Consider the following 18293-nt stretch of genomic DNA (forward strand, 5'->3'; position numbering starts at 1 on the left):
GACCGTTATGTATTTACTGGGGGAACAATCGGCTCGCGTCGATGCCTTGATCAACCGTTTGCAAAGCTTGCCCGCGCTGTGGCTGCGCGATCTGTTGCCTTGCGGGCCGGTTCTGCAACTTGAAGCGACGGACGATCTGATACCGCAGTTACCCGCTGATCAGTTGTTTCTGCTCAATGACGGTGTGATCAATGGCTGCATCGGAACCCGCCCACTGTTTTATTGGCAGGAGGGCGATTTGATCGGCCTTCAGCAAGGTGACGACTGGGCGGATTGCCGCTTATGCAGTGAGGGCGCGTTACGCCTGACGCCCTATCGACGTCCGGAAGTCTTCCAGCATTTATTCGCTGACTCTCGTCGGGCAGAACAGTTTCTCGAGTATCTGCTGGGGCAAGTGGCGATCCTTGTCCATGCTGTCGCGGAACTGAAGCCGCGAGAGTTTCGCAGTACCAATGGCTTCAAACGGGTTGAAGCAGGGGAAACACTGATTGACCAGGGTGACGCTGCTGACCATGTGTTTGTGATCATCGACGGGCATGCCGAGGCGTTTGTGGACGGACTTAAGGTGGGAGACGTGGTCAAGGACGAGATCTTCGGTGCCATGGCCGTGTTCACCGGCGAGCCGCGCAATGCCACGGTCATTGCCCGGGAGCCAAGTACGGTGATGCTGATTCCCGGTGAGCAATTCTTGAGCATGACCCGCACCAATCCAAAGATCGCACACAGCCTCATCGAGAGCATGGCGCGAAGAATCGGCCAACTGAACAAGCAAGTCAGCCAATTGAGCGCAAACAAAAGCTAAGACCAAGCCCTTTGATTTCGGGCCATTGCGGCCGTTTCCAAGTCCGATTCAAAGAAATGAGAAAACAATTGTTGACGCGGTAATGAGAATCGCTATGATTATCACAACTGGTCGCGAGATCAGTCGATATTCTGAAAAGCCCTTGGTTCGGACTCTCAGATTATCTCCTCATCAGGCTAATCACGGTTATTTGACCCGGTTTTTTAACCGGGTCTTTTTTTGCCTGTGGAAAAGTCATTTGCCGAACTGTTTGCGCATCTGCTCGCAGTAATCCTGCTTTGGTGTAGCAGGCGTATACCAAACGTAATCAGCCATCGCCGCGGTCACTTCGCCGCCCTGCTCTGCCAGCATCAGCACTGTCGGTGACTCAGTGGCGCCCAAATCCACAACGTGCAGCGGCACGCCAACATCCTTGCGTGCATGCCACGCACCGACCAGCAACAGAGCAGGTTTCGGTGCAGCCAACAAGCGTTCGGCCATCCGCCGATCACGCTGTTGCTGAACGGCGAGCATCGCCGGCATCTGTGATTCGGGCAACAGGCCACAGTGGGAATCGCTGATCTGTTCCAGCAATACAGTTTTCACCGATTCAGCATTGCTGCGCTTCCCCTTCAACACCGGTGGATCACGATAGAAGGTGCGGATTTCGGCGTTGGTCAGATTCGCCGCCAGGATTGGATACGGTTGCTTGAGAGCAAAACGGACAATGGGTCCATAGAGATTCCAGTCCCAGCCATCCTGCCAGACCAATGCGCCAGGGAGGTCAGCGGGCGGCGTTGTCGTCTGGCGCACTTGCTCAACGCGAGGCTGCTGATCCGGCGTAAGCATTTCCAATAGCAGACCGCCCTGCGGCCGTTGCTCACCGAGCGAGCGCAACAACCACAATTGCGCTGCGTGATGGTCGGCATTGTCATGCTGCTCGCCGATGATCAACCGCTCAGGCTCAGCCAAGCGCTTCAACAACTGCTGCGCCGTCAGCACTTCACCGCTGCGCAGGTCGCGAATCTCGCCACTGACCGGCGGTGGCGCCACAGCATGCTGACACCCCGCAAGCAACACCACCGCCAACAGCCACAAGCCACGCATGCAATCACCTCGATGAGAAATCAGCGGGCGATGATCAGCGGATGCCCACGCTCCGGGTGCGGCTGCACCAAGACTTCGAGACCGAACACGGCTTGGAGCCTGTCCGGACGCAAAACCTGCTGCGGTGTATCCAACGCCACCGGACGCCCACCTTCCAGCAGCAGAATGCGATCACAATAACGCGCCGCCAGATTCAGATCATGCAGGATCACCAACACCGCCGCGCCACGATCGGCAAACTCGCGCACAGCCTGCAGCGTAGTGTGCTGATGCAGCGGATCAAGCATCGATGTTGGCTCATCCAACAGCAACGTCTGCCCGGCCTTGCCCGGCCACAATTGCGCCAGCACCCGCGCCAGATGCACACGCTGCCGTTCGCCACCGGACAGCGCCAGATAACTGCGCCCGCTCAAGTGTCCGGCATCCGCCGCCGCCAAAGCCGCCGCAATGATTTCGTCGTCACGTACCCGACCGCTTTGCCAAGGCAAGCGGCCCATGCCGACCACTTCTTCAACGCGAAAGGCGAAATCCAGGGTCGACACTTGTGGCAACACCGCCAATCGTTGCGCACGCTGCGGGCCAGTCCATTGACTCAATGCCTGCCCGTCGAGCGAAACCTCGCCCGCACTCGCCGCCAACTCACCGCACAAGGCGCCCAGCAAAGTACTTTTGCCAGCGCCGTTCGGTCCGAGCACACCGAGCACTTCGCCCGGTTCAAGTTGCAGCGTTACATCGCTGAGCACTGCCTTGCGCCCACGCTGGATGTGCAAATTTTGCGCACGCAACATCAGGCGCGTCCTCGCAGCAGCAGATAAAGGAAGAACGGCGCACCGATAAACGCGGTGACAATACCGATCGGCAACTCCGCCGGCGCCAGGGCCAAACGCGCGACCAGATCAGCCAGCAACAACAGACTCGCCCCGGCCAGCACCGATGCCGGCAGCAGCACTTTGTGATCCGGCCCCGCCAGCAACCGCACCAGATGCGGCACCACCAGCCCGACAAAACCGATCATCCCAGCGGCCGCCACTGCTGCGCCAACCCCCAGCGCCGTGCAGAAAACCAGTTCACGCTTGAGCCGCTCGACATCAATGCCCAAATGCCCAGCCTCGGATTCTCCAAGCAGCAAGGCATTCAGCGCTTTCGCCCGACGTGGCAACCACAACGCCACGCCGGCGCTGATGATCAGCAATGGCCACAGCCGCGCGTAACTGGCGCCGTTGAGACTGCCGAGGTTCCAGAACGTCAGCGTGCGCAGGGTCGCGTCATCCGCCAGATAAGTGAACAGGCCGACCGCCGAACCGGCCAGCGCGGTCAGGGCAATACCCGCAAGCAACATGGTCGCCACATTGGTCTGACCGTTACGGCGACCGAGGCGATAAACCAGCGCCGTCACCCCGAGGCCGCCGAGAAACGCGCAGAGCGACAGCAGATACGGCCCGAACCACTCCGGCAAGCCACCAAAAAACGAGCCACCGACAATCGCAATCGCCGCACCCAGCGCTGCGCCGCTGGAAACCCCCACCAGTCCTGGATCCGCCAGTGGATTACGGAACAAGCCCTGCATCGCCACACCGGACAGCGCCAGCACACCGCCAACCGCCAACCCGAGCAAGGTTCGCGGCAGACGAATCTGCCCGAGGATCAGTTCTGCCTGCTCCAGACCGTCCGGCGCCAGCGGCACGCCGAGCATGCGCAATGCGGCGCGCAATGTATCGAACAGCGGCAAGCTGACCGGCCCCAATGCCAGCGACAGCCAGATCGCCAATAAGCACAGAAGCGTCAGACCAATGAACAAGCCACGGGGTTTTACCAATGTGGTCATTGGCCGCTCTTGGCCGGATAGAAACCGTCAGACAGGGTTTTCAGCGCTGCCGGCAAACGTGGTCCAAGGCCACCAACCAACAGGGTCGGGTCCAGTTCCAGCACTCGGCCGGCTTTGGCCGCGCGACTTGAATCGAGAATCGGGTTTTCCTTGAACAGCGCCGCTTTCGCCGCGTCTCCGGTCAATGCACGGTCGGCGAATACCAACACTTCAGGATCGAGACTGGCGAGGGATTCCACGGAGAACGGTTTGTAACCCGTGTGAGTTGCCAGATTATGTCCGCCCGCCTGTTGCAGCAGCCAGTCAGCGGCGGTGTCCTTGCCGGCGATTAATGGTTTACCTCCGGCATGTCCAAGCAACAACAGCACACCCGGCGCTTTTTGTTTGGTTTGCACCTGAACCACCCGTACCTTCTGCGCATCGAGTTGCTGTTGATAACTTTGCAGTAGCTGCTTTGCCTGGGCTTCTGTGCCGAGCAACTGGCCCAGATGGGTGACGTTTTTCTCCAGTGTCGGCAGATCCGGCTGAGCCGAGAACAACTCCACCTGAACCTTGGCGGCCTTGACCTGTGACAGCACCGGCGGCGGGCCCATTTCTTCGGTGCCGATAAGAATGTCCGGGCGCAGACTGAGAATGCCCTCAGCGGAAAGGCTGCGCTGATAACCAATGCTCGGCAGCGCCTTCAACGACTCCGGATGCTGGCTGGTGGTGTCAACGCCGACCAGCTTCGACTCGCCGCCCAACGCACTGACCCATTCCGACAGCGCACCGCCGGCGCTGACCCAACGTTGCGGCAAATCGGCCGCTGCAGCCTGATGGCTGACGAACAGTCCGGCACACAGCACAACAACGCGAGTACTCAGGCGCATACACAGCTTCCTTGAAAGAAGTTTTTCCCGGGCATCCGGATGACAGGCCAAGTATCCTCGCCCCTGCCAGCCGCCCTGCGGGCGAAGGCCGCCATTTGATAATTGTTTGCATTTAAACGTCAAGCTCGGACATATCCAGACACGAGCGGACATTAGAGGATAGCCATGAAGTTTCTCTGCACGGGCGCCGAACTCGCCGAAGCCACCAGCCGGGGTTTTGACGTCGACGGGAAAAGCCTGTTCGCCGTGCGCCGCAACGGGCAGGCCTTCGTCTACCTCAATCGCTGCCCACACCGGGGCGTGGGGCTGGACTGGCAACCCGACCAGTTTCTCGACCCGAGCAACAGCCTGATCCAGTGCGCCACCCACGGCGCACTGTTTCTGATCGAGGATGGTGAATGCGTTGCCGGGCCTTGCGCCGGGCAAGCACTCAGCGCCATCCCTTGCCGGGAAGATGCACAAGGGCTGTGGATCGATGTTTAACCGTTAAGCAGCACGTCGAGACGCCGGTCGATGACCATCTCTTCATGGTCCAGACGCACGCCATACGCCAGAACTTCAACGCCACAAGCGACCGCTTCGAGAAGCGCATCGGCGTAGGCCGAATCAATTTCCTTCGCCGGCCGCACCGCTTCAATCCCGGTGAGATTGACGCAATACAACTGCACCGCCCGGATCCCGTCCCGCGCCAGATGTGCCAGTTCACGCAAATGCTTGGCACCGCGCTGGGTCACAGCATCGGGAAACGCCGCCACCGCCGTACCGTCGAAGCCCAGGGTGACGCTTTTCACTTCCACGTAAGCTGGCCCGCTCGGGTATTCGAGGCGAAAATCGATACGGCTTTTTTCCTGCCCGTACGCCACTTCGCGCTTCAACGCGGTAAAGCCGTTCAACTCAGTGATAACGCCAGCCTGCAACGCCTCCTCAACCAAACCGTTGGCGCGGGCGGTATTCACGCAAAACAACCGACCCTGCGGGGTTTCGCCAATCTCCCAAGTACCGGGCAATTTACGCTTGGGGTCATTCGAGCGACTGAACCAGACCTGCCCACCCTCAACCTGGCAATTGAGCATCGAACCAGTGTTGGGGCAGTGAATGGTCAGCAACTCGCCGTTAACGGTTTCGATATCGGCGAGAAAACGCTTGTAACGCCGGATCAGTCGCGCCTCTTCCAGAGCAGGATAAAAACGCATCAGCCTTGCCAACTCTTCAAGCCACGCGCGATTCGCTCCACCGCTTCCTGTAAGCGAGGGAGGTTTTGCGTGTAGGCAAAACGCACATGATGGCTGGCCTGATAGCGACCGAAATCCAGTCCGGGAGTGAACGCGACATGTTCGGTTTCGAGGAAATGACGGCAGAACGCGAAGGCATCGCCGCCGAACTGGCTGATATCGGCGTACAAATAGAACGCGCCTTCAGGCTCCACGGCGATGTTGAAACCCAACTCGCGCAGGGCCGGCAGGAGGAAATCGCGACGACGGCCGAATTCCGCGCGGCGCTCTTCCAGAATGGCGATGGTGTCCGGTTCGAAACATGCCAATGCAGCGTATTGCGCCATGCTCGGGGCGCTGATGTAGAGGTTCTGCGCCAGTTTTTCCAGATCACTGACCGCCGCCTCCGGCGCGACGAGCCAGCCCAGACGCCAGCCGGTCATGCCGAAGTACTTGGAGAAACTGTTCAGGACAAAAGCGCTGTCATCGACTTCCAGCACGCTGGCGGCATCGGTGCCGTACGTCAGGCCGTGATAGATCTCGTCCACCACCAGATGTCCATGCTTAGCCTTGATGGCTGTGGATAACCCGGCCAGTTCATCGCGAGTCAGAATCGTGCCAGTCGGGTTGGCTGGCGAGGCGACCAGTGCGCCGACGCTGTCGTGATCCCAATGGCGCTCGACCAGATCCGGGGTCAGTTGATAGCGCACGTCCGGCCCGACAGGAACAAGCTGCGCCGCGCCTTCGACCAAGCGCAGGAAGTGTCGGTTGCACGGGTAACCTGGATCCGCCAGCAGCCAGTGTTTGCCGGGGTCGACCAGCAGCGCGCTAGCCAACAGCAATGCACCGGAGCCACCCGGCGTGATCAGAATCCGTCGCGGATCGATGTTCAAGCCATAACGCGATTGATAAAACCCGGCAATCGCCTCGCGCAGCTCCGGAATGCCGCGCGCGGCGGTGTAGCGGGTCTTGCCTGCCGTCAGCGCCGCTTGCCCGGCACGGATGATCGGCTCGGCGGTGGTGAAGTCCGGCTCGCCGATCTCCAGATGGATCACATCGTGGCCTTCAGCCTGCAATTCATTGGCCCGCGCCAGCAGCGCCATCACATGGAACGGTTCGATCGCACGACTGCGCGCACTGTAGGGCTGAGCCATTGGTTTTCCTTCGGCAGGGAAAAAGAGACGATTCTACCCATCTGCCGGAACGAGCGAGAACCCTCAGCGGTCACAGCCTCAAGAACGCTGGACTGTAACGATATGAGCGTACGCTCCAGGATTGACTAAAATCAGTGATTGAACAGGTCTTCAACACCACCAGACACGGCTTGCCAAACATTTGCAAGCGCCACCCGCCGGGGCCTCGACATCCGGGAGTAGCGCAGGCCGATTTGATCTGGTAAGTTCGCCCGCTTGCAGCCGCAGGGCCGGCAGGTGTCGGTGATGGAGCAATCCTGCGCAATGGATTACAAGAGTAGAGGCGGTCCATTTCATGCCCACCCAAGCAAAGCAACAGCAGCAAACGACGATCAGCGGTTTCGAACCTTACGTTCCGAAAGCCGGTGAAGAGTACATGGGCGCCCCAATGCGTGCGCACTTCACCAAGATCCTGAACAAGTGGAAACAGGACTTGATGCAGGAAGTCGACCGTACTGTTGATCACATGAAGGATGAAGCGGCCAACTTCCCTGATCCGGCCGACCGTGCCAGCCAGGAAGAAGAATTCGCCCTCGAGCTGCGCGCCCGCGACCGCGAGCGCAAGTTGATCAAGAAAATCGACAAGACGCTGGAGCTGATCCAGGACGAAGAATACGGCTGGTGCGAATCCTGCGGCATCGAGATCGGCGTCAAGCGCCTCGAAGCCCGTCCTACTGCGGATCTGTGCATCGACTGCAAGACCCTGGCGGAAATCAAGGAAAAGCAGGTCGGCAAGTAATCTCGATCTGAACGGAAAACGGAGCGTGCGAACGCTCCGTTTTTGTTTCTGCCTTTTGCCTTTGTGGGAGCGAGCCTGCTCGCGAAGCCGGTGTGTCATTCAGCATTCAAGCGTCTGACACTGCGCTTTCGCGAGCAGGCTCGCTCCCACAGTGGCCGCCGCAAGCTCTCAAAAGTACTATCGCATTCATGACTGCCAAAACATCCCCCGCCTACATCGGGCGCTTCGCCCCGACCCCCAGTGGCCACCTGCACTTCGGCTCGCTGGTTGCCGCCCTCGCCTCCTACCTCGACGCCCGTTCGGTCGGCGGTCGCTGGCTGGTGCGCATGGAAGATCTCGATCCGCCCCGCGAAGAACCCGGTGCGCAAACGGCGATCCTCAAGGCGCTGGAAAGCTACGGCTTTGAATGGGACGGCGAGATGGTGCGCCAGAGTGATCGGCACGATGCCTACGCCGAAGTGCTCAATAGTCTGTTCAATCACGGTCTCGCTTACGCCTGCACCTGTTCGCGTAAACAGCTCGAACCTTACAACGGCATCTATCCGGGCCTGTGCCGCAATGCCGGCCACGACCAGCAGGACGCGGCCATCCGCCTGCGTGTGCCTGAACTGGAATATCACTTCATCGACCGCGTGCAGGGCGAGTACCGCCAGCATCTGGGTCGCGACGTCGGCGATTTCGTGATCCGTCGCCGCGACGGCCTCTACGCCTACCAATTGGCCGTGGTGCTCGACGATGCCTGGCAAGGCATCACTGACATCGTGCGTGGCGCCGACCTGCTCGACTCGACCCCGCGTCAACTCTATCTGCAAGAACTGCTCGGCCTGCGTCAACCACGCTACCTGCACCTGCCGCTGATCATCCAGCCGGACGGCAACAAGCTAGGCAAGTCCTACCGGTCGCCGCCGCTGCAGGCTGATCAAGCCACGTCGTTGCTGTTGCGGGCCCTGCGCGCACTCGGGCAAAACCCCGGCGCCGAACTGGCCCACGCTTCGCCGCGAGAGTTACTTGAGTGGGGCAGCGCGCACTGGGATGCCAGCAAGATCCCGCGCACACTGACCCTGCCCGAGGCGCAACTGCTATGACGACACTTGCAGTCGTGCGCCCATCCGTTACCATCGCCGCACGTTTTCGGGCACGCGCATAAAAAAGAGAGGCCGGGATGTACATCTATCGCTTGGTCCTGCTTTTAGTCGTGGGGATCTATCTGTTTTCCCCCGCCATCATGGATTGGTGGATCGACGCTACGGGCGCCTGGTATCGCCCCTATCTGCTCTGGCTGATCCTGATTGTCGTAACCTTCATCCTGCAGAGCCAAAAAGATGCCGATGAGCTTTAGCCTGACCCAGATGATCCTGGTCAGCGCCGCGTACCTGGCGGTGCTGTTCGGCGTTGCCTGGATCAGCGAACGGGGCATGATCCCGCGCGCGATCATTCGCCACCCGTTGACCTACACCCTGTCACTGGGGGTTTACGCCAGTGCTTGGGCGTTTTACGGCACGGTCGGCCTCGCCTATCAGTACGGCTACGGCTTTCTCTCCAGTTATCTCGGCGTGTCCGGCGCGTTTCTGCTGGCGCCGGTGTTGCTTTATCCAATTCTGAAAATCACCCGCACCTATCAGCTGTCCTCGCTGGCGGATCTGTTTGCTTTCCGCTTTCGCAGCACCTGGGCAGGCGCGCTGACCACGATTTTCATGCTGATCGGTGTGCTGCCGTTGCTGGCGCTGCAGATTCAAGCGGTGGCCGACTCCATCGGCATCCTCACCGGCGAGCCCATTCAGAGCCGCGTGGCGTTGGCGTTTTGTGCGCTGATCATCCTGTTCACGATTTTCTTCGGCTCCCGGCATATCGCCACCCGCGAGAAGCACGAAGGCCTGGTGTTCGCGATTGCCTTTGAATCGGTAATCAAACTGGTTGCCCTCGGCGGCGTCGGTTTGTATGCGCTGTACGGCGTGTTCGACGGCCCGCAGCAACTTGAGCTGTGGCTGCTGCAAAACCAGACCGCCCTCGCCGCCCTGCACACGCCGCTGCAGGAAGGCCCGTGGCGTACGTTGTTGCTGGTATTTTTCGCCTCGGCGATCGTGATGCCGCACATGTATCACATGACCTTTACCGAAAACCTCAACCCGCGCTCACTGGTCAGTGCGAGCTGGGGTTTACCGCTGTTCCTGCTGCTGATGAGTCTGGCAGTGCCGCTGATCCTCTGGGCCGGCCTGAAACTCGGCGCGACGACCAATCCGGAATATTTCACCCTCGGCATCGGCATTGCCGCCAACAGCAAACCGCTGGCGTTACTCGCGTATGTCGGCGGCTTATCGGCAGCCAGCGGGCTGATCATTGTCACCACGCTCGCGCTGTCGGGCATGGCGTTGAACCACCTGGTGCTGCCGCTTTATCAGCCACCGGCCGAAGGCAATATCTACCGCTGGCTGAAATGGACCCGCCGCGCATTGATCGTCGCGATCATCATGGCCGGTTTCGGTTTCTACCTGATGCTCGGCGCCGAGCAGGATCTGGCCAACCTCGGTATCGTCGCGTTTGTGGCGACCCTGCAATTTCTTCCGGGCGTGTTGTCGGTGCTGTACTGGCCGACCGCCAACCGTCGCGGTTTTATCGCCGGTCTGCTGGCGGGGATTCTGGTCTGGGTGGTGACCATGCTGTTGCCGCTGGTCGGCAATCTGCAGGGTTTCTACATCCCGCTGCTGAACATGATTTATGTGCTCGACGACACCAGTTGGCACATGGCGGCCATCGCCTCGCTCGCCGCCAACGTCTTGATGTTCACCCTGATCTCGCTGTTCACCAACGCCAGCCCCGAAGAAGCCAGCGCTGCCGAAGCCTGCGCGGTGGATAACGTTCGTCGCCCGCAGCGACGTGAACTGCACGCCGCTTCGCCACAGGAATTCGCTACACAACTGGCGAAACCGTTGGGTGCCAAGGCGGCGCAGAAGGAAGTCGAACAAGCGCTGCGTGACCTCTATCTGCCATTCGACGAACGCCGCCCGTACGCCTTGCGCCGTTTGCGCGATCGCATTGAAGCCAACCTCTCCGGCCTGATGGGCCCGAGCGTGGCGCAGGACATGGTCGAAACCTTCCTGCCGTACAAGGCCGGCGGCGAAAACTATGTGACCGAAGACATCCACTTCATTGAAAGCCGCCTCGAGGATTACCACTCGCGTCTCACAGGTCTGGCTGCCGAACTCGATGCCTTGCGCCGCTATCACCGGCAGACGTTGCAGGAACTGCCGATGGGCGTCTGCTCGCTGGCCAAGGATCAAGAGATCCTGATGTGGAACAAGGCCATGGAAGAACTCACCGGGATTGCCGCGCAACGCGTGGTTGGTTCGCGTTTGAGCACCATTGGCGAGCCGTGGAAAGGCCTGCTGCAAGGCTTCATCGATCTGCCGGACGAGCATTTGCACAAACAGCATCTGGCCCTCGACGGTCAGACTCGCTGGCTGAACCTGCACAAAGCGGCAATTGATGAACCGCTCGCACCGGGTAACAGTGGTCTGGTGTTACTGGTCGAAGATTTGACCGAAACGCAGATGCTCGAAGACAAACTGGTGCACTCCGAGCGCCTGGCCAGCATTGGTCGCCTTGCCGCCGGTGTGGCCCACGAAATCGGCAACCCGATCACCGGCATCGCTTGTCTGGCGCAAAACCTGCGCGAAGAACGTGAAGACGACGGCGAACTGACGGAAATCAGCGGGCAGATTCTCGAACAGACCAAACGTGTGTCACGCATCGTGCAGTCGCTGATGAGCTTCGCCCACGCAGGCAGCCACCAGCACAGTGACGAGCCCGTTTGTCTGGCCGAAGTGGCCCAGGATGCGATTGGCCTGCTGGCGCTGAACCGACGCAATTTTGAAGTGCAGTTCTACAACCTGTGCGATCCCGATCACTGGGTCGAAGGCGATCCGCAGCGACTCGCTCAGGTCTTGATCAATCTGCTCTCCAACGCCCGCGACGCCTCGCCGCCGCATAGCGCGGTACGGGTCAAGAGCGAAGCCGGCGAACACACGGTCGATCTGATCGTCGAAGACGAAGGCAGTGGTATTCCGAAGAACATCATGGATAGATTGTTCGAACCCTTCTTCACCACCAAGGATCCTGGCGAAGGCACCGGTCTGGGCCTTGCACTGGTCTATTCCATCGTTGAAGAGCATTATGGACAAATCACCATCGACAGCCCGGCTGATGTACAAAGCCAACGCGGCACCCGTATCCGGGTGACCTTACCGCGTCATGTCGAAGCGACGTCCGCTGTGAACTGAGACCGTCGAGAGTATCGAATCAATGCCGCACATTTTGATCGTCGAAGACGAAACAATTATCCGCTCCGCCTTGCGCCGCCTGCTGGAACGCAACCAGTATCAGGTCAGCGAAGCCGGTTCAGTGCAGGAAGCACAAGAACGCTTCACCATTCCTACGTTCGATCTGATCGTCAGCGATCTGCGTTTGCCGGGCGCGCCGGGCACCGAGCTGATCAAGCTCGGCCAGGGCACACCGGTGCTGATCATGACCAGTTACGCCAGCCTGCGCTCGGCGGTCGACTCGATGAAGATGGGCGCGGTTGACTACATCGCCAAGCCTTTCGACCACGACGAAATGCTCCAGGCTGTCGCGCGGATCCTGCGTGATCGCCAATCGGCACCGGCTGCCGGCGAAGCGGTTGCCAGCAAACCGGCTAATGGCAGCGGCAAATCTGCCGTCGACAACAGTAACGGTGAAATCGGCATCATCGGTTCCTGCCCACCGATGCAGGATCTGTACAGCAAGATCCGCAAGGTCGCGCCGACCGATTCCAATGTGTTGATCCAGGGCGAGTCCGGCACCGGTAAAGAACTGGTGGCCCGCGCCCTGCACAACCTGTCGAAACGCGCCAAGGCACCGATGATTTCGGTGAACTGCGCGGCGATTCCGGAAAGCCTGATCGAGTCCGAACTGTTCGGCCACGAGAAAGGCGCGTTCACCGGCGCCAGCGCCGGTCGTGCCGGTCTGGTCGAAGCGGCGGACGGCGGCACGTTGTTCCTCGACGAAATCGGTGAACTGCCACTGGAAGCTCAGGCTCGCCTGCTGCGCGTGTTGCAGGAAGGCGAGATTCGCCGGGTCGGCTCGGTGCAGTCGCAGAAAGTCGATGTGCGCCTGATTGCGGCCACTCACCGGGACCTCAAGAGTCTGGCGAAAATCGGCCAGTTCCGTGAAGACCTTTATTACCGCCTGCACGTGATCGCCCTGAAATTGCCAGCCCTGCGCGAACGTGGTGCCGACGTCAACGAAATCGCCAACGCCTTCCTCGCTCGCCAAAGTGCGCGCATTAACCGTACCGACCTGAAATTTGCTGCGGATGCCGAACAGGCGATCCGGCATTATTCCTGGCCGGGTAACGTGCGCGAGTTGGAGAACGCGGTCGAGCGCGCAGTGATTCTGAGCGAAAGCCCGGAAATCTCCGCCGATCTGCTCGGCATCGACATCGAGCTGAGCGACCTGGAAGACGACGAGTTCATCGGTCTGCCGCCACAAACGGCAGGTAACGCCAGCAACAGCAGCCATGAGCCGACCGAAGACCTGTCGCTGGAAGACTATTTCCAGCATTTCGTCCTTGAGCATCAGGACCACATGACCGAGACCGAACTGGCGCGCAAACTGGGCGTCAGCCGTAAATGTCTGTGGGAACGCCGTCAGCGTCTGGGCATTCCTCGGCGCAAGACCGGGGTCGCCAGCGAGAGCTGAACGTTACCTGTCGAGTGTGCAGGTAACGCTTGAGGATGTGAAAAAACTGTTACCTCAGTCCTTTCACGTAACAGAAGCCGGGGTTATCGGTAACGAAACCCCGGCTTTTTTTCGCCCCGACAAAACGGTTATATCGACCTAACCCCTTGTTTTATTGGGTTTCACAAAAGTTGGCACGCCCCCTGCTATATGTTTAGTACAAGAACAATAACAAGCAATGCACAAGACAATAAAAATAAGACGAATCGACTCACGCACAATAAAAACAAGACGGCGAGAGGCGCAGCTAACTGATTCTTTTGGAGAGGCGTTGTATTTGGGGCTTGCCCCACGACCAGGCCGAGAACAACAAAAACTGTCCTAAGACAGAGCCTGTACTGGTTGGATCGAGAGATCACTGCAATTCAGCGACCAAAGCAATCCGTTTGCTCTTGGCTCCCGATTGGGAGGGTCACGAAGGAAACACTTCGTGGCGAGGGCACTCAACAAAAACAAGAAGCCCGAATCAATAATAAAAAGAGCACGCAACTACTTCTTGGGGAGCTTCGGCTCCCCTTGTAGTTTCTCCCCCCGGCAAAATCCTCCATTTTTATCGCCCGCGATGCCTGTAGCCTGCGGCTTGCAGCTCAAATCGGCGGTGTCCTACACCATCCCCCGACTAAATGCTAGAATCTGCGCCCATCATGCGGTCATTCTTTGGTATGGCCGAACATTCCTTCAAACAGTGCATCCCATGCTGAAGAAGTTGTTCCAGTCATTCCGAACTCCCGTGCGTCGTACGCAACACATCCGCAGCACCCCTGAAGTGCTCAACAGCGGCCAACATTCGCTGCAGAAAACGCAATTCAGCCGCTATGCGGTGAATATCGTCGAACGCCTGCAAGGTGCCGGTTACCAGGCTTATCTGGTCGGCGGTTGCGTGCGTGACATGCTGCTGGGCATCACGCCCAAGGATTTCGACGTCGCCACCAGCGCCACGCCTGAGCAGGTCCGTGCCGAATTCCGCAATGCGCGGATCATCGGTCGTCGCTTCAAACTGGTGCACATCCATTTCGGTCGCGAAATCATTGAAGTCGCGACTTTCCGCGCCAATCACCCGGTCAACGAAGACGACGAAGACAGCAATCAGTCTTCGCGCAACGAGAGTGGGCGGATTTTGCGCGACAACGTCTACGGCACCTTGGAAGAAGACGCGCAACGTCGCGACTTCACCATCAATGCCCTGTATTACGATCCGGTCAGCGAGCGCATCCTCGACTACGCCAACGGCGTACACGATATCCGCAACCACCTGATCCGCCTGATCGGCGATCCGAAACAGCGCTATCAGGAAGACCCGGTGCGCATGCTGCGTGCCGTGCGTTTTGCCGCCAAGCTCAACTTCGGCATCGAGAAGCACACCGTGCAGCCGATCCGTGAACTGGCGCCAATGCTGCGCGAGATCCCGTCGGCGCGTCTGTTCGAAGAAGTGCTCAAACTGTTCCTTTCGGGGCACGGCGCGATCACCTTCGAAATGCTGGTCGATCTGCAACTGTTCGCCCCGCTGTTCCCGGCCAGTGCCGATGCGCTGGAACACAACCCGGAATACACCCACACGCTGATCAGCGAAGCGCTGACCAACACCGATCTGCGCATCAAGCAGAACAAACCGGTGACCCCGGCGTTCCTGTTTGCCGCGCTGTTGTGGCCAGCCCTGCCGGCCCGCGTATTGCGCCTGCAAGAACGTGGCATGCCGCCGATCCCGGCAATGCAGGAAGGCGCTCACGAACTGATCGCCGAACAATGCCAGCGCATTGCGATTCCGAAACGTTTCACCATGCCGATCCGCGAGATCTGGGACATGCAGGAGCGTCTGCCACGCCGCAGCGGCAAACGCGCCGACCTGTTGCTGGACAACCCACGCTTCCGCGCCGGTTACGACTTTCTGCTGCTGCGTGAAAGCGCTGGCGAGGAAACGGATGGTCTGGGCGAATGGTGGACGGACTATCAGGACGCCAACGACAGCGAACGTCGCGACATGATCCGCGACCTCAGCGGCAAGGGTGATGACGCCAGCGGTGCGCCACGCAAACGTCGCCGCAGCAGCGGTTCCAAACGCAAACGCGCCGGCGCACCGAGCGCTTCGACCGGCGAGTAAAGGCATGGAACGCATCTACATCGGCATGGGCAGCAACCTCGCTGACCCGGCCGAACAATTGCGCAGCGCCGTCGAGGCGCTGGGGCAATTGCCGCAAACCACCCTCGCTGGCGTTTCTGCCTTCTATCAAAGCGACTCGTTGCTGCCGGGCCAACCGCGTTACACCAACGCAGTCGCGGCGCTGGACAGTTCACTTGCACCGCTTGAAATGCTTGATGCCTTGCAAGCTATCGAAAACGATCAGGGCCGCGAGCGTCTGGAACGCTGGGGCCCGCGCACGCTGGACCTGGACATCCTGCTGTTCGGTGATCGACTGATCGACGAGCCACGCCTGAAAGTCCCGCATTACCAGATTCAGGAACGCGCGTTCGTGCTCTATCCCCTTGCCGAACTGGCGCCGCAAGAGCTGCGTCTTGCCGACGGCCGAAACCTCCCCGACCTTCTGGCAGCCTGCCCGTTCGTCGGCTTGGAACGCCTCCCGACAGATTGATTACAATCCCCTGTGGGAGCGAGCCTGCTCGCGAAAGCGGTGTGTCATTCAACACTGTGTTGACTGATCCGCCGCCTTCGCGAGCAGGCTCGCTCTCACATTGGTTTATTGCATACGCTGGATCTTGTCGGACAAAAACCCGCCGAATCAGCCCCGCCGCGCCGCTGAATCGCATCAGTAACGCCGGTAACACTCCCCTCGTAACAATGCGGTAACACACGCAATTGACTTCCTGTTGGCTCATCACGACTATAGGCGTCCCGCTGCCGTCAACCCGGCACATACGGGCGCAATCCAGGCCTTATAAGCACGACAAAAGAGCGTGCGCCTGAGTAGATGAAGAATCACGCGCGTTACTCGCAGTAGTTTCCAGAGCGCCTGAACGAGGATTTTTTACATGCCAGCCATCACCCTGACCACGCTCCAGAGCCTCAAGCAGAAAGGTGAAAAGATCACCATGCTGACCTGCTATGACGCGACCTTCGCCCACGCCTGCAATGAGGCCGGTGTCGAAGTGCTGCTGGTGGGCGACTCCCTCGGCATGGTCCTGCAAGGTCACGACAGCACCCTGCCGGTGACCACCGCAGAAATGGCCTACCACACTGCCTGCGTCAAACGCGGCAACACTGATGCTCTGATCCTCGCCGACCTGCCGTTCATGGCCAACGCCACCCTTGAACAAACCATGACTAACAGCGCCATGCTGATGCAGGCCGGTGCGCACATGATCAAGGTCGAAGGTCAGTTGTGGCTGGCCGAGTCGATTCGTCTGCTCGCCGAACGCGGTGTGCCGGTTTGCGCGCACATGGGCCTGACCCCGCAAGCGGTGAACATTCTTGGCGGTTATAAAGTGCAGGGACGCAACGAGAACCAGGCGCGGCAGATGCGTGCCGATGCGATCTCGCTGGAACAGGCCGGCGCGGCGATGCTGCTGCTGGAATGCGTACCGAGTGAACTGGCCGCTGAAATCAGCCAGGCAGTGAAGATTCCGGTCATCGGTATCGGTGCCGGTAACGCCACCGACGGTCAGGTTCTGGTGCTGCACGACATGCTTGGCCTGTCGATCACTGGCCGCGTGCCGAAATTCGTCAAGAACTTCATGCACGGTCAGGACAGCATCCAGTCCGCACTGAAGGCTTACGTCAACGAAGTCAAAGCCACCACGTTCCCTGGCATCGAACACGGATTCTCTGCATGAACACCGTTAAAACCGTACGCGAACTGCGCGCCGCCGTAGCCCGCGCCCGCAGTGAAGGCAAGCGCATCGGCTTCGTGCCGACCATGGGCAACCTGCACAGCGGTCATGTCGCGCTGATCACCAAAGCCACCCAACGCGTGGATTTCGTGGTCGCGAGCATTTTCGTCAACCCGCTGCAGTTCGGCGCCGGCGAAGACCTCGACAAGTACCCGCGCACGTTGGCAGCAGATCAGGAAAAACTCCTTGAAGCCGGTTGCTCCCTGCTGTTCGCGCCAACTGTCGAGGAAATGTACCCCGACGGCATGGCCGGGCAGACCCGGGTCAGCGTGCCGCAATTGTCCGAAGGCCTGTGCGGCGCCAGCCGTCCGGGGCATTTCGAAGGCGTGGCGACCGTGGTCAGCAAGCTGTTCAACATGGTCCAGCCGGATCTGGCGATTTTCGGCCAGAAGGACTACCAGCAACTGGCGGTAATCCGTGCGCTGGTGCATGACCTGAACATGCCGATCCAGATCATCGGCGAGCCAACTGTTCGCGCCGCCGATGGCTTGGCGTTGTCGTCGCGCAACGGTTTCCTCAGTGAAGAACAACGTGCCGTGGCGCCGGTGGTCTATCGCTCGCTGAGCAACATTGCCGAATCGATCAAGCAAGGTGAACGGGATTTCCCGGCGCTGATCAGTGCCCAGTTGCAACAGCTGGAAGCGGCAGGCCTGCGCCCGGACTACCTGGAAATACGCCACGCCCTGACCTTGCGCCCGGCAACGACTGAAGACCGTGATCTGGTGATTCTGGTGGCGGCGTTCCTCGGCACTACGCGGTTGATCGATAACCTGCACCTGAATCTCGACACCCCCGCTTAAAAACATCGCAATACCTCCTGTGGGAGCGAGCCTGCTCGCGAAGGCGGTGTGTCATTCAGCACAAATGTTGACTGACACACCGCCTTCGCGAGCAGGCTCGCTCCCACAGTGGTTTTCGGTGTTATGAAAATTGCATTTCACGCCATATTG

17 protein-coding genes are annotated in these 18293 nt (G+C 59.6%); 11 read left to right on the plus strand and 6 right to left on the minus strand.

Annotation, left to right across the window (positions count from 1 at the left end; translation table 11 throughout):
* The first annotated feature begins 7 nt into the window (after nucleotides 1-7).
* Nucleotides 8-802 (plus strand): Crp/Fnr family transcriptional regulator, encoded by a 795-nt coding sequence (locus F8N44_RS12440; RefSeq protein WP_150650519.1) that lies wholly within the window; start codon nucleotides 8-10, stop codon nucleotides 800-802.
* A gap of 234 nt (nucleotides 803-1036) precedes the next feature.
* On the opposite strand, the gene F8N44_RS12445 is transcribed toward F8N44_RS12440, so the two are convergent.
* From F8N44_RS12445 to F8N44_RS12460, 4 genes are read right to left on the minus strand one after another with little or no spacing between them, the layout of a single operon-like run.
* A complete protein-coding gene (locus tag F8N44_RS12445; RefSeq protein WP_150650520.1) occupies nucleotides 1037-1888 on the minus strand; it encodes a ChaN family lipoprotein in 852 nt (283 codons plus the stop codon).
* A 20-nt stretch (nucleotides 1889-1908) separates the two neighbouring features.
* On the minus strand, nucleotides 1909-2676 hold the full coding sequence (locus F8N44_RS12450) for a heme ABC transporter ATP-binding protein (RefSeq protein ID WP_150650521.1): 768 nt from the start codon (nucleotides 2674-2676) through the stop codon (nucleotides 1909-1911).
* Nucleotides 2676-3713, minus strand: coding sequence for a FecCD family ABC transporter permease (locus F8N44_RS12455; protein ID WP_095121802.1), 1038 nt, complete (start codon nucleotides 3711-3713; stop codon nucleotides 2676-2678). The genes F8N44_RS12450 and F8N44_RS12455 overlap by 1 nt, the downstream gene beginning before the upstream one ends.
* The gene (locus F8N44_RS12460; RefSeq protein ID WP_150650522.1) at nucleotides 3710-4582 is read right to left on the minus strand and encodes a heme/hemin ABC transporter substrate-binding protein; all 873 of its coding nucleotides are present in this window, start codon (nucleotides 4580-4582) and stop codon (nucleotides 3710-3712) included. Before F8N44_RS12460 ends, F8N44_RS12455 begins: the two co-directional genes overlap by 4 nt.
* 165 nt (nucleotides 4583-4747) lie before the next feature.
* Here F8N44_RS12460 and F8N44_RS12465 point away from each other — a divergent pair, with 165 nt between their 5' ends.
* Complete coding sequence (locus F8N44_RS12465) at nucleotides 4748-5065, plus strand: Rieske (2Fe-2S) protein (protein ID WP_150650523.1); 318 nt, start codon at nucleotides 4748-4750, stop codon at nucleotides 5063-5065.
* Here the strand turns inward: F8N44_RS12465 and sfsA are convergent.
* Both sfsA and F8N44_RS12475 read right to left on the minus strand, forming a co-directional pair.
* Nucleotides 5062-5775 (minus strand): DNA/RNA nuclease SfsA, encoded by a 714-nt coding sequence (gene sfsA / locus F8N44_RS12470; RefSeq protein ID WP_150650524.1) that lies wholly within the window; start codon nucleotides 5773-5775, stop codon nucleotides 5062-5064. The genes F8N44_RS12465 and sfsA overlap by 4 nt on opposite strands.
* A complete protein-coding gene (locus tag F8N44_RS12475; protein WP_123593234.1) occupies nucleotides 5775-6947 on the minus strand; it encodes a pyridoxal phosphate-dependent aminotransferase in 1173 nt (390 codons plus the stop codon). The genes sfsA and F8N44_RS12475 overlap by 1 nt, the downstream gene beginning before the upstream one ends.
* A gap of 334 nt (nucleotides 6948-7281) precedes the next feature.
* Here F8N44_RS12475 and dksA point away from each other — a divergent pair, with 334 nt between their 5' ends.
* The 9 genes from dksA to panC all read left to right on the plus strand — a co-directional run bounded on the left by dksA (nucleotide 7282) and on the right by panC (nucleotide 18143).
* Nucleotides 7282-7725: an RNA polymerase-binding protein DksA gene (gene dksA, locus F8N44_RS12480; RefSeq protein WP_064118688.1), complete on the plus strand. Its 444-nt coding sequence runs from the start codon at nucleotides 7282-7284 to the stop codon at nucleotides 7723-7725.
* A 188-nt stretch (nucleotides 7726-7913) separates the two neighbouring features.
* Nucleotides 7914-8810, plus strand: a complete 897-nt coding sequence (gene gluQRS / locus F8N44_RS12485) for a tRNA glutamyl-Q(34) synthetase GluQRS (protein WP_150650525.1) — start codon at nucleotides 7914-7916, stop codon at nucleotides 8808-8810.
* A gap of 77 nt (nucleotides 8811-8887) precedes the next feature.
* The gene (locus F8N44_RS12490) at nucleotides 8888-9064 is read left to right on the plus strand and encodes a hypothetical protein (RefSeq protein ID WP_003176118.1); all 177 of its coding nucleotides are present in this window, start codon (nucleotides 8888-8890) and stop codon (nucleotides 9062-9064) included.
* The gene (locus F8N44_RS12495; RefSeq protein WP_161986513.1) at nucleotides 9048-12002 is read left to right on the plus strand and encodes a sensor histidine kinase; all 2955 of its coding nucleotides are present in this window, start codon (nucleotides 9048-9050) and stop codon (nucleotides 12000-12002) included. The genes F8N44_RS12490 and F8N44_RS12495 overlap by 17 nt, the downstream gene beginning before the upstream one ends.
* Nucleotides 12003-12024: 22 nt before the next feature.
* The gene (locus F8N44_RS12500) at nucleotides 12025-13461 is read left to right on the plus strand and encodes a sigma-54-dependent transcriptional regulator (RefSeq protein ID WP_150650526.1); all 1437 of its coding nucleotides are present in this window, start codon (nucleotides 12025-12027) and stop codon (nucleotides 13459-13461) included.
* 733 nt (nucleotides 13462-14194) lie between these two features.
* Complete coding sequence (locus F8N44_RS12505) at nucleotides 14195-15598, plus strand: polynucleotide adenylyltransferase PcnB (protein WP_038369032.1); 1404 nt, start codon at nucleotides 14195-14197, stop codon at nucleotides 15596-15598.
* Nucleotides 15599-15602: 4 nt separating this feature from the next.
* A complete protein-coding gene (gene folK / locus F8N44_RS12510; protein WP_150650527.1) occupies nucleotides 15603-16088 on the plus strand; it encodes a 2-amino-4-hydroxy-6-hydroxymethyldihydropteridine diphosphokinase in 486 nt (161 codons plus the stop codon).
* Nucleotides 16089-16485: 397 nt separating this feature from the next.
* Nucleotides 16486-17286 carry a 3-methyl-2-oxobutanoate hydroxymethyltransferase gene (gene panB, locus F8N44_RS12520; protein WP_127929806.1) on the plus strand — a complete coding sequence of 267 codons (801 nt, stop codon included), beginning with the start codon at nucleotides 16486-16488 and terminating at the stop codon, nucleotides 17284-17286.
* Entirely contained in the window at nucleotides 17283-18143 is an 861-nt protein-coding gene (gene panC / locus F8N44_RS12525; RefSeq protein ID WP_150650529.1) for a pantoate--beta-alanine ligase, read from the plus strand. Before panB ends, panC begins: the two co-directional genes overlap by 4 nt.
* Nucleotides 18144-18293 lie beyond the last annotated feature (150 nt).

The organism is Pseudomonas fluorescens (assembly GCF_902497745.1).
In the GTDB taxonomy this organism is placed as follows: domain Bacteria; phylum Pseudomonadota; class Gammaproteobacteria; order Pseudomonadales; family Pseudomonadaceae; genus Aquipseudomonas; species Aquipseudomonas fluorescens_BM.

Bases quoted from the DNA above. Each gene is read 5' to 3' on its own strand.
- folK (WP_150650527.1), top strand. From the start codon at position 15,603: ATGGAACGCATCTACATCGGCATGGGCAGCAACCTCGCTGACCCGGCC.
- F8N44_RS12495 (WP_161986513.1), top strand. From the start codon at position 9,048: ATGCCGATGAGCTTTAGCCTGACCCAGATGATCCTGGTCAGCGCCGCG.
- sfsA (WP_150650524.1), bottom strand. From the start codon at position 5,775: ATGCGTTTTTATCCTGCTCTGGAAGAGGCGCGACTGATCCGGCGTTAC.
- F8N44_RS12450 (WP_150650521.1), bottom strand. From the start codon at position 2,676: ATGTTGCGTGCGCAAAATTTGCACATCCAGCGTGGGCGCAAGGCAGTG.
- F8N44_RS12490 (WP_003176118.1), top strand. From the start codon at position 8,888: ATGTACATCTATCGCTTGGTCCTGCTTTTAGTCGTGGGGATCTATCTG.
- F8N44_RS12500 (WP_150650526.1), top strand. From the start codon at position 12,025: ATGCCGCACATTTTGATCGTCGAAGACGAAACAATTATCCGCTCCGCC.
- F8N44_RS12475 (WP_123593234.1), bottom strand. From the start codon at position 6,947: ATGGCTCAGCCCTACAGTGCGCGCAGTCGTGCGATCGAACCGTTCCAT.
- dksA (WP_064118688.1), top strand. From the start codon at position 7,282: ATGCCCACCCAAGCAAAGCAACAGCAGCAAACGACGATCAGCGGTTTC.
- F8N44_RS12440 (WP_150650519.1), top strand. From the start codon at position 8: ATGTATTTACTGGGGGAACAATCGGCTCGCGTCGATGCCTTGATCAAC.
- panB (WP_127929806.1), top strand. From the start codon at position 16,486: ATGCCAGCCATCACCCTGACCACGCTCCAGAGCCTCAAGCAGAAAGGT.
- F8N44_RS12445 (WP_150650520.1), bottom strand. From the start codon at position 1,888: ATGCGTGGCTTGTGGCTGTTGGCGGTGGTGTTGCTTGCGGGGTGTCAG.
- F8N44_RS12460 (WP_150650522.1), bottom strand. From the start codon at position 4,582: ATGCGCCTGAGTACTCGCGTTGTTGTGCTGTGTGCCGGACTGTTCGTC.
- F8N44_RS12505 (WP_038369032.1), top strand. From the start codon at position 14,195: ATGCTGAAGAAGTTGTTCCAGTCATTCCGAACTCCCGTGCGTCGTACG.
- F8N44_RS12455 (WP_095121802.1), bottom strand. From the start codon at position 3,713: ATGACCACATTGGTAAAACCCCGTGGCTTGTTCATTGGTCTGACGCTT.
- gluQRS (WP_150650525.1), top strand. From the start codon at position 7,914: ATGACTGCCAAAACATCCCCCGCCTACATCGGGCGCTTCGCCCCGACC.
- F8N44_RS12465 (WP_150650523.1), top strand. From the start codon at position 4,748: ATGAAGTTTCTCTGCACGGGCGCCGAACTCGCCGAAGCCACCAGCCGG.
- panC (WP_150650529.1), top strand. From the start codon at position 17,283: ATGAACACCGTTAAAACCGTACGCGAACTGCGCGCCGCCGTAGCCCGC.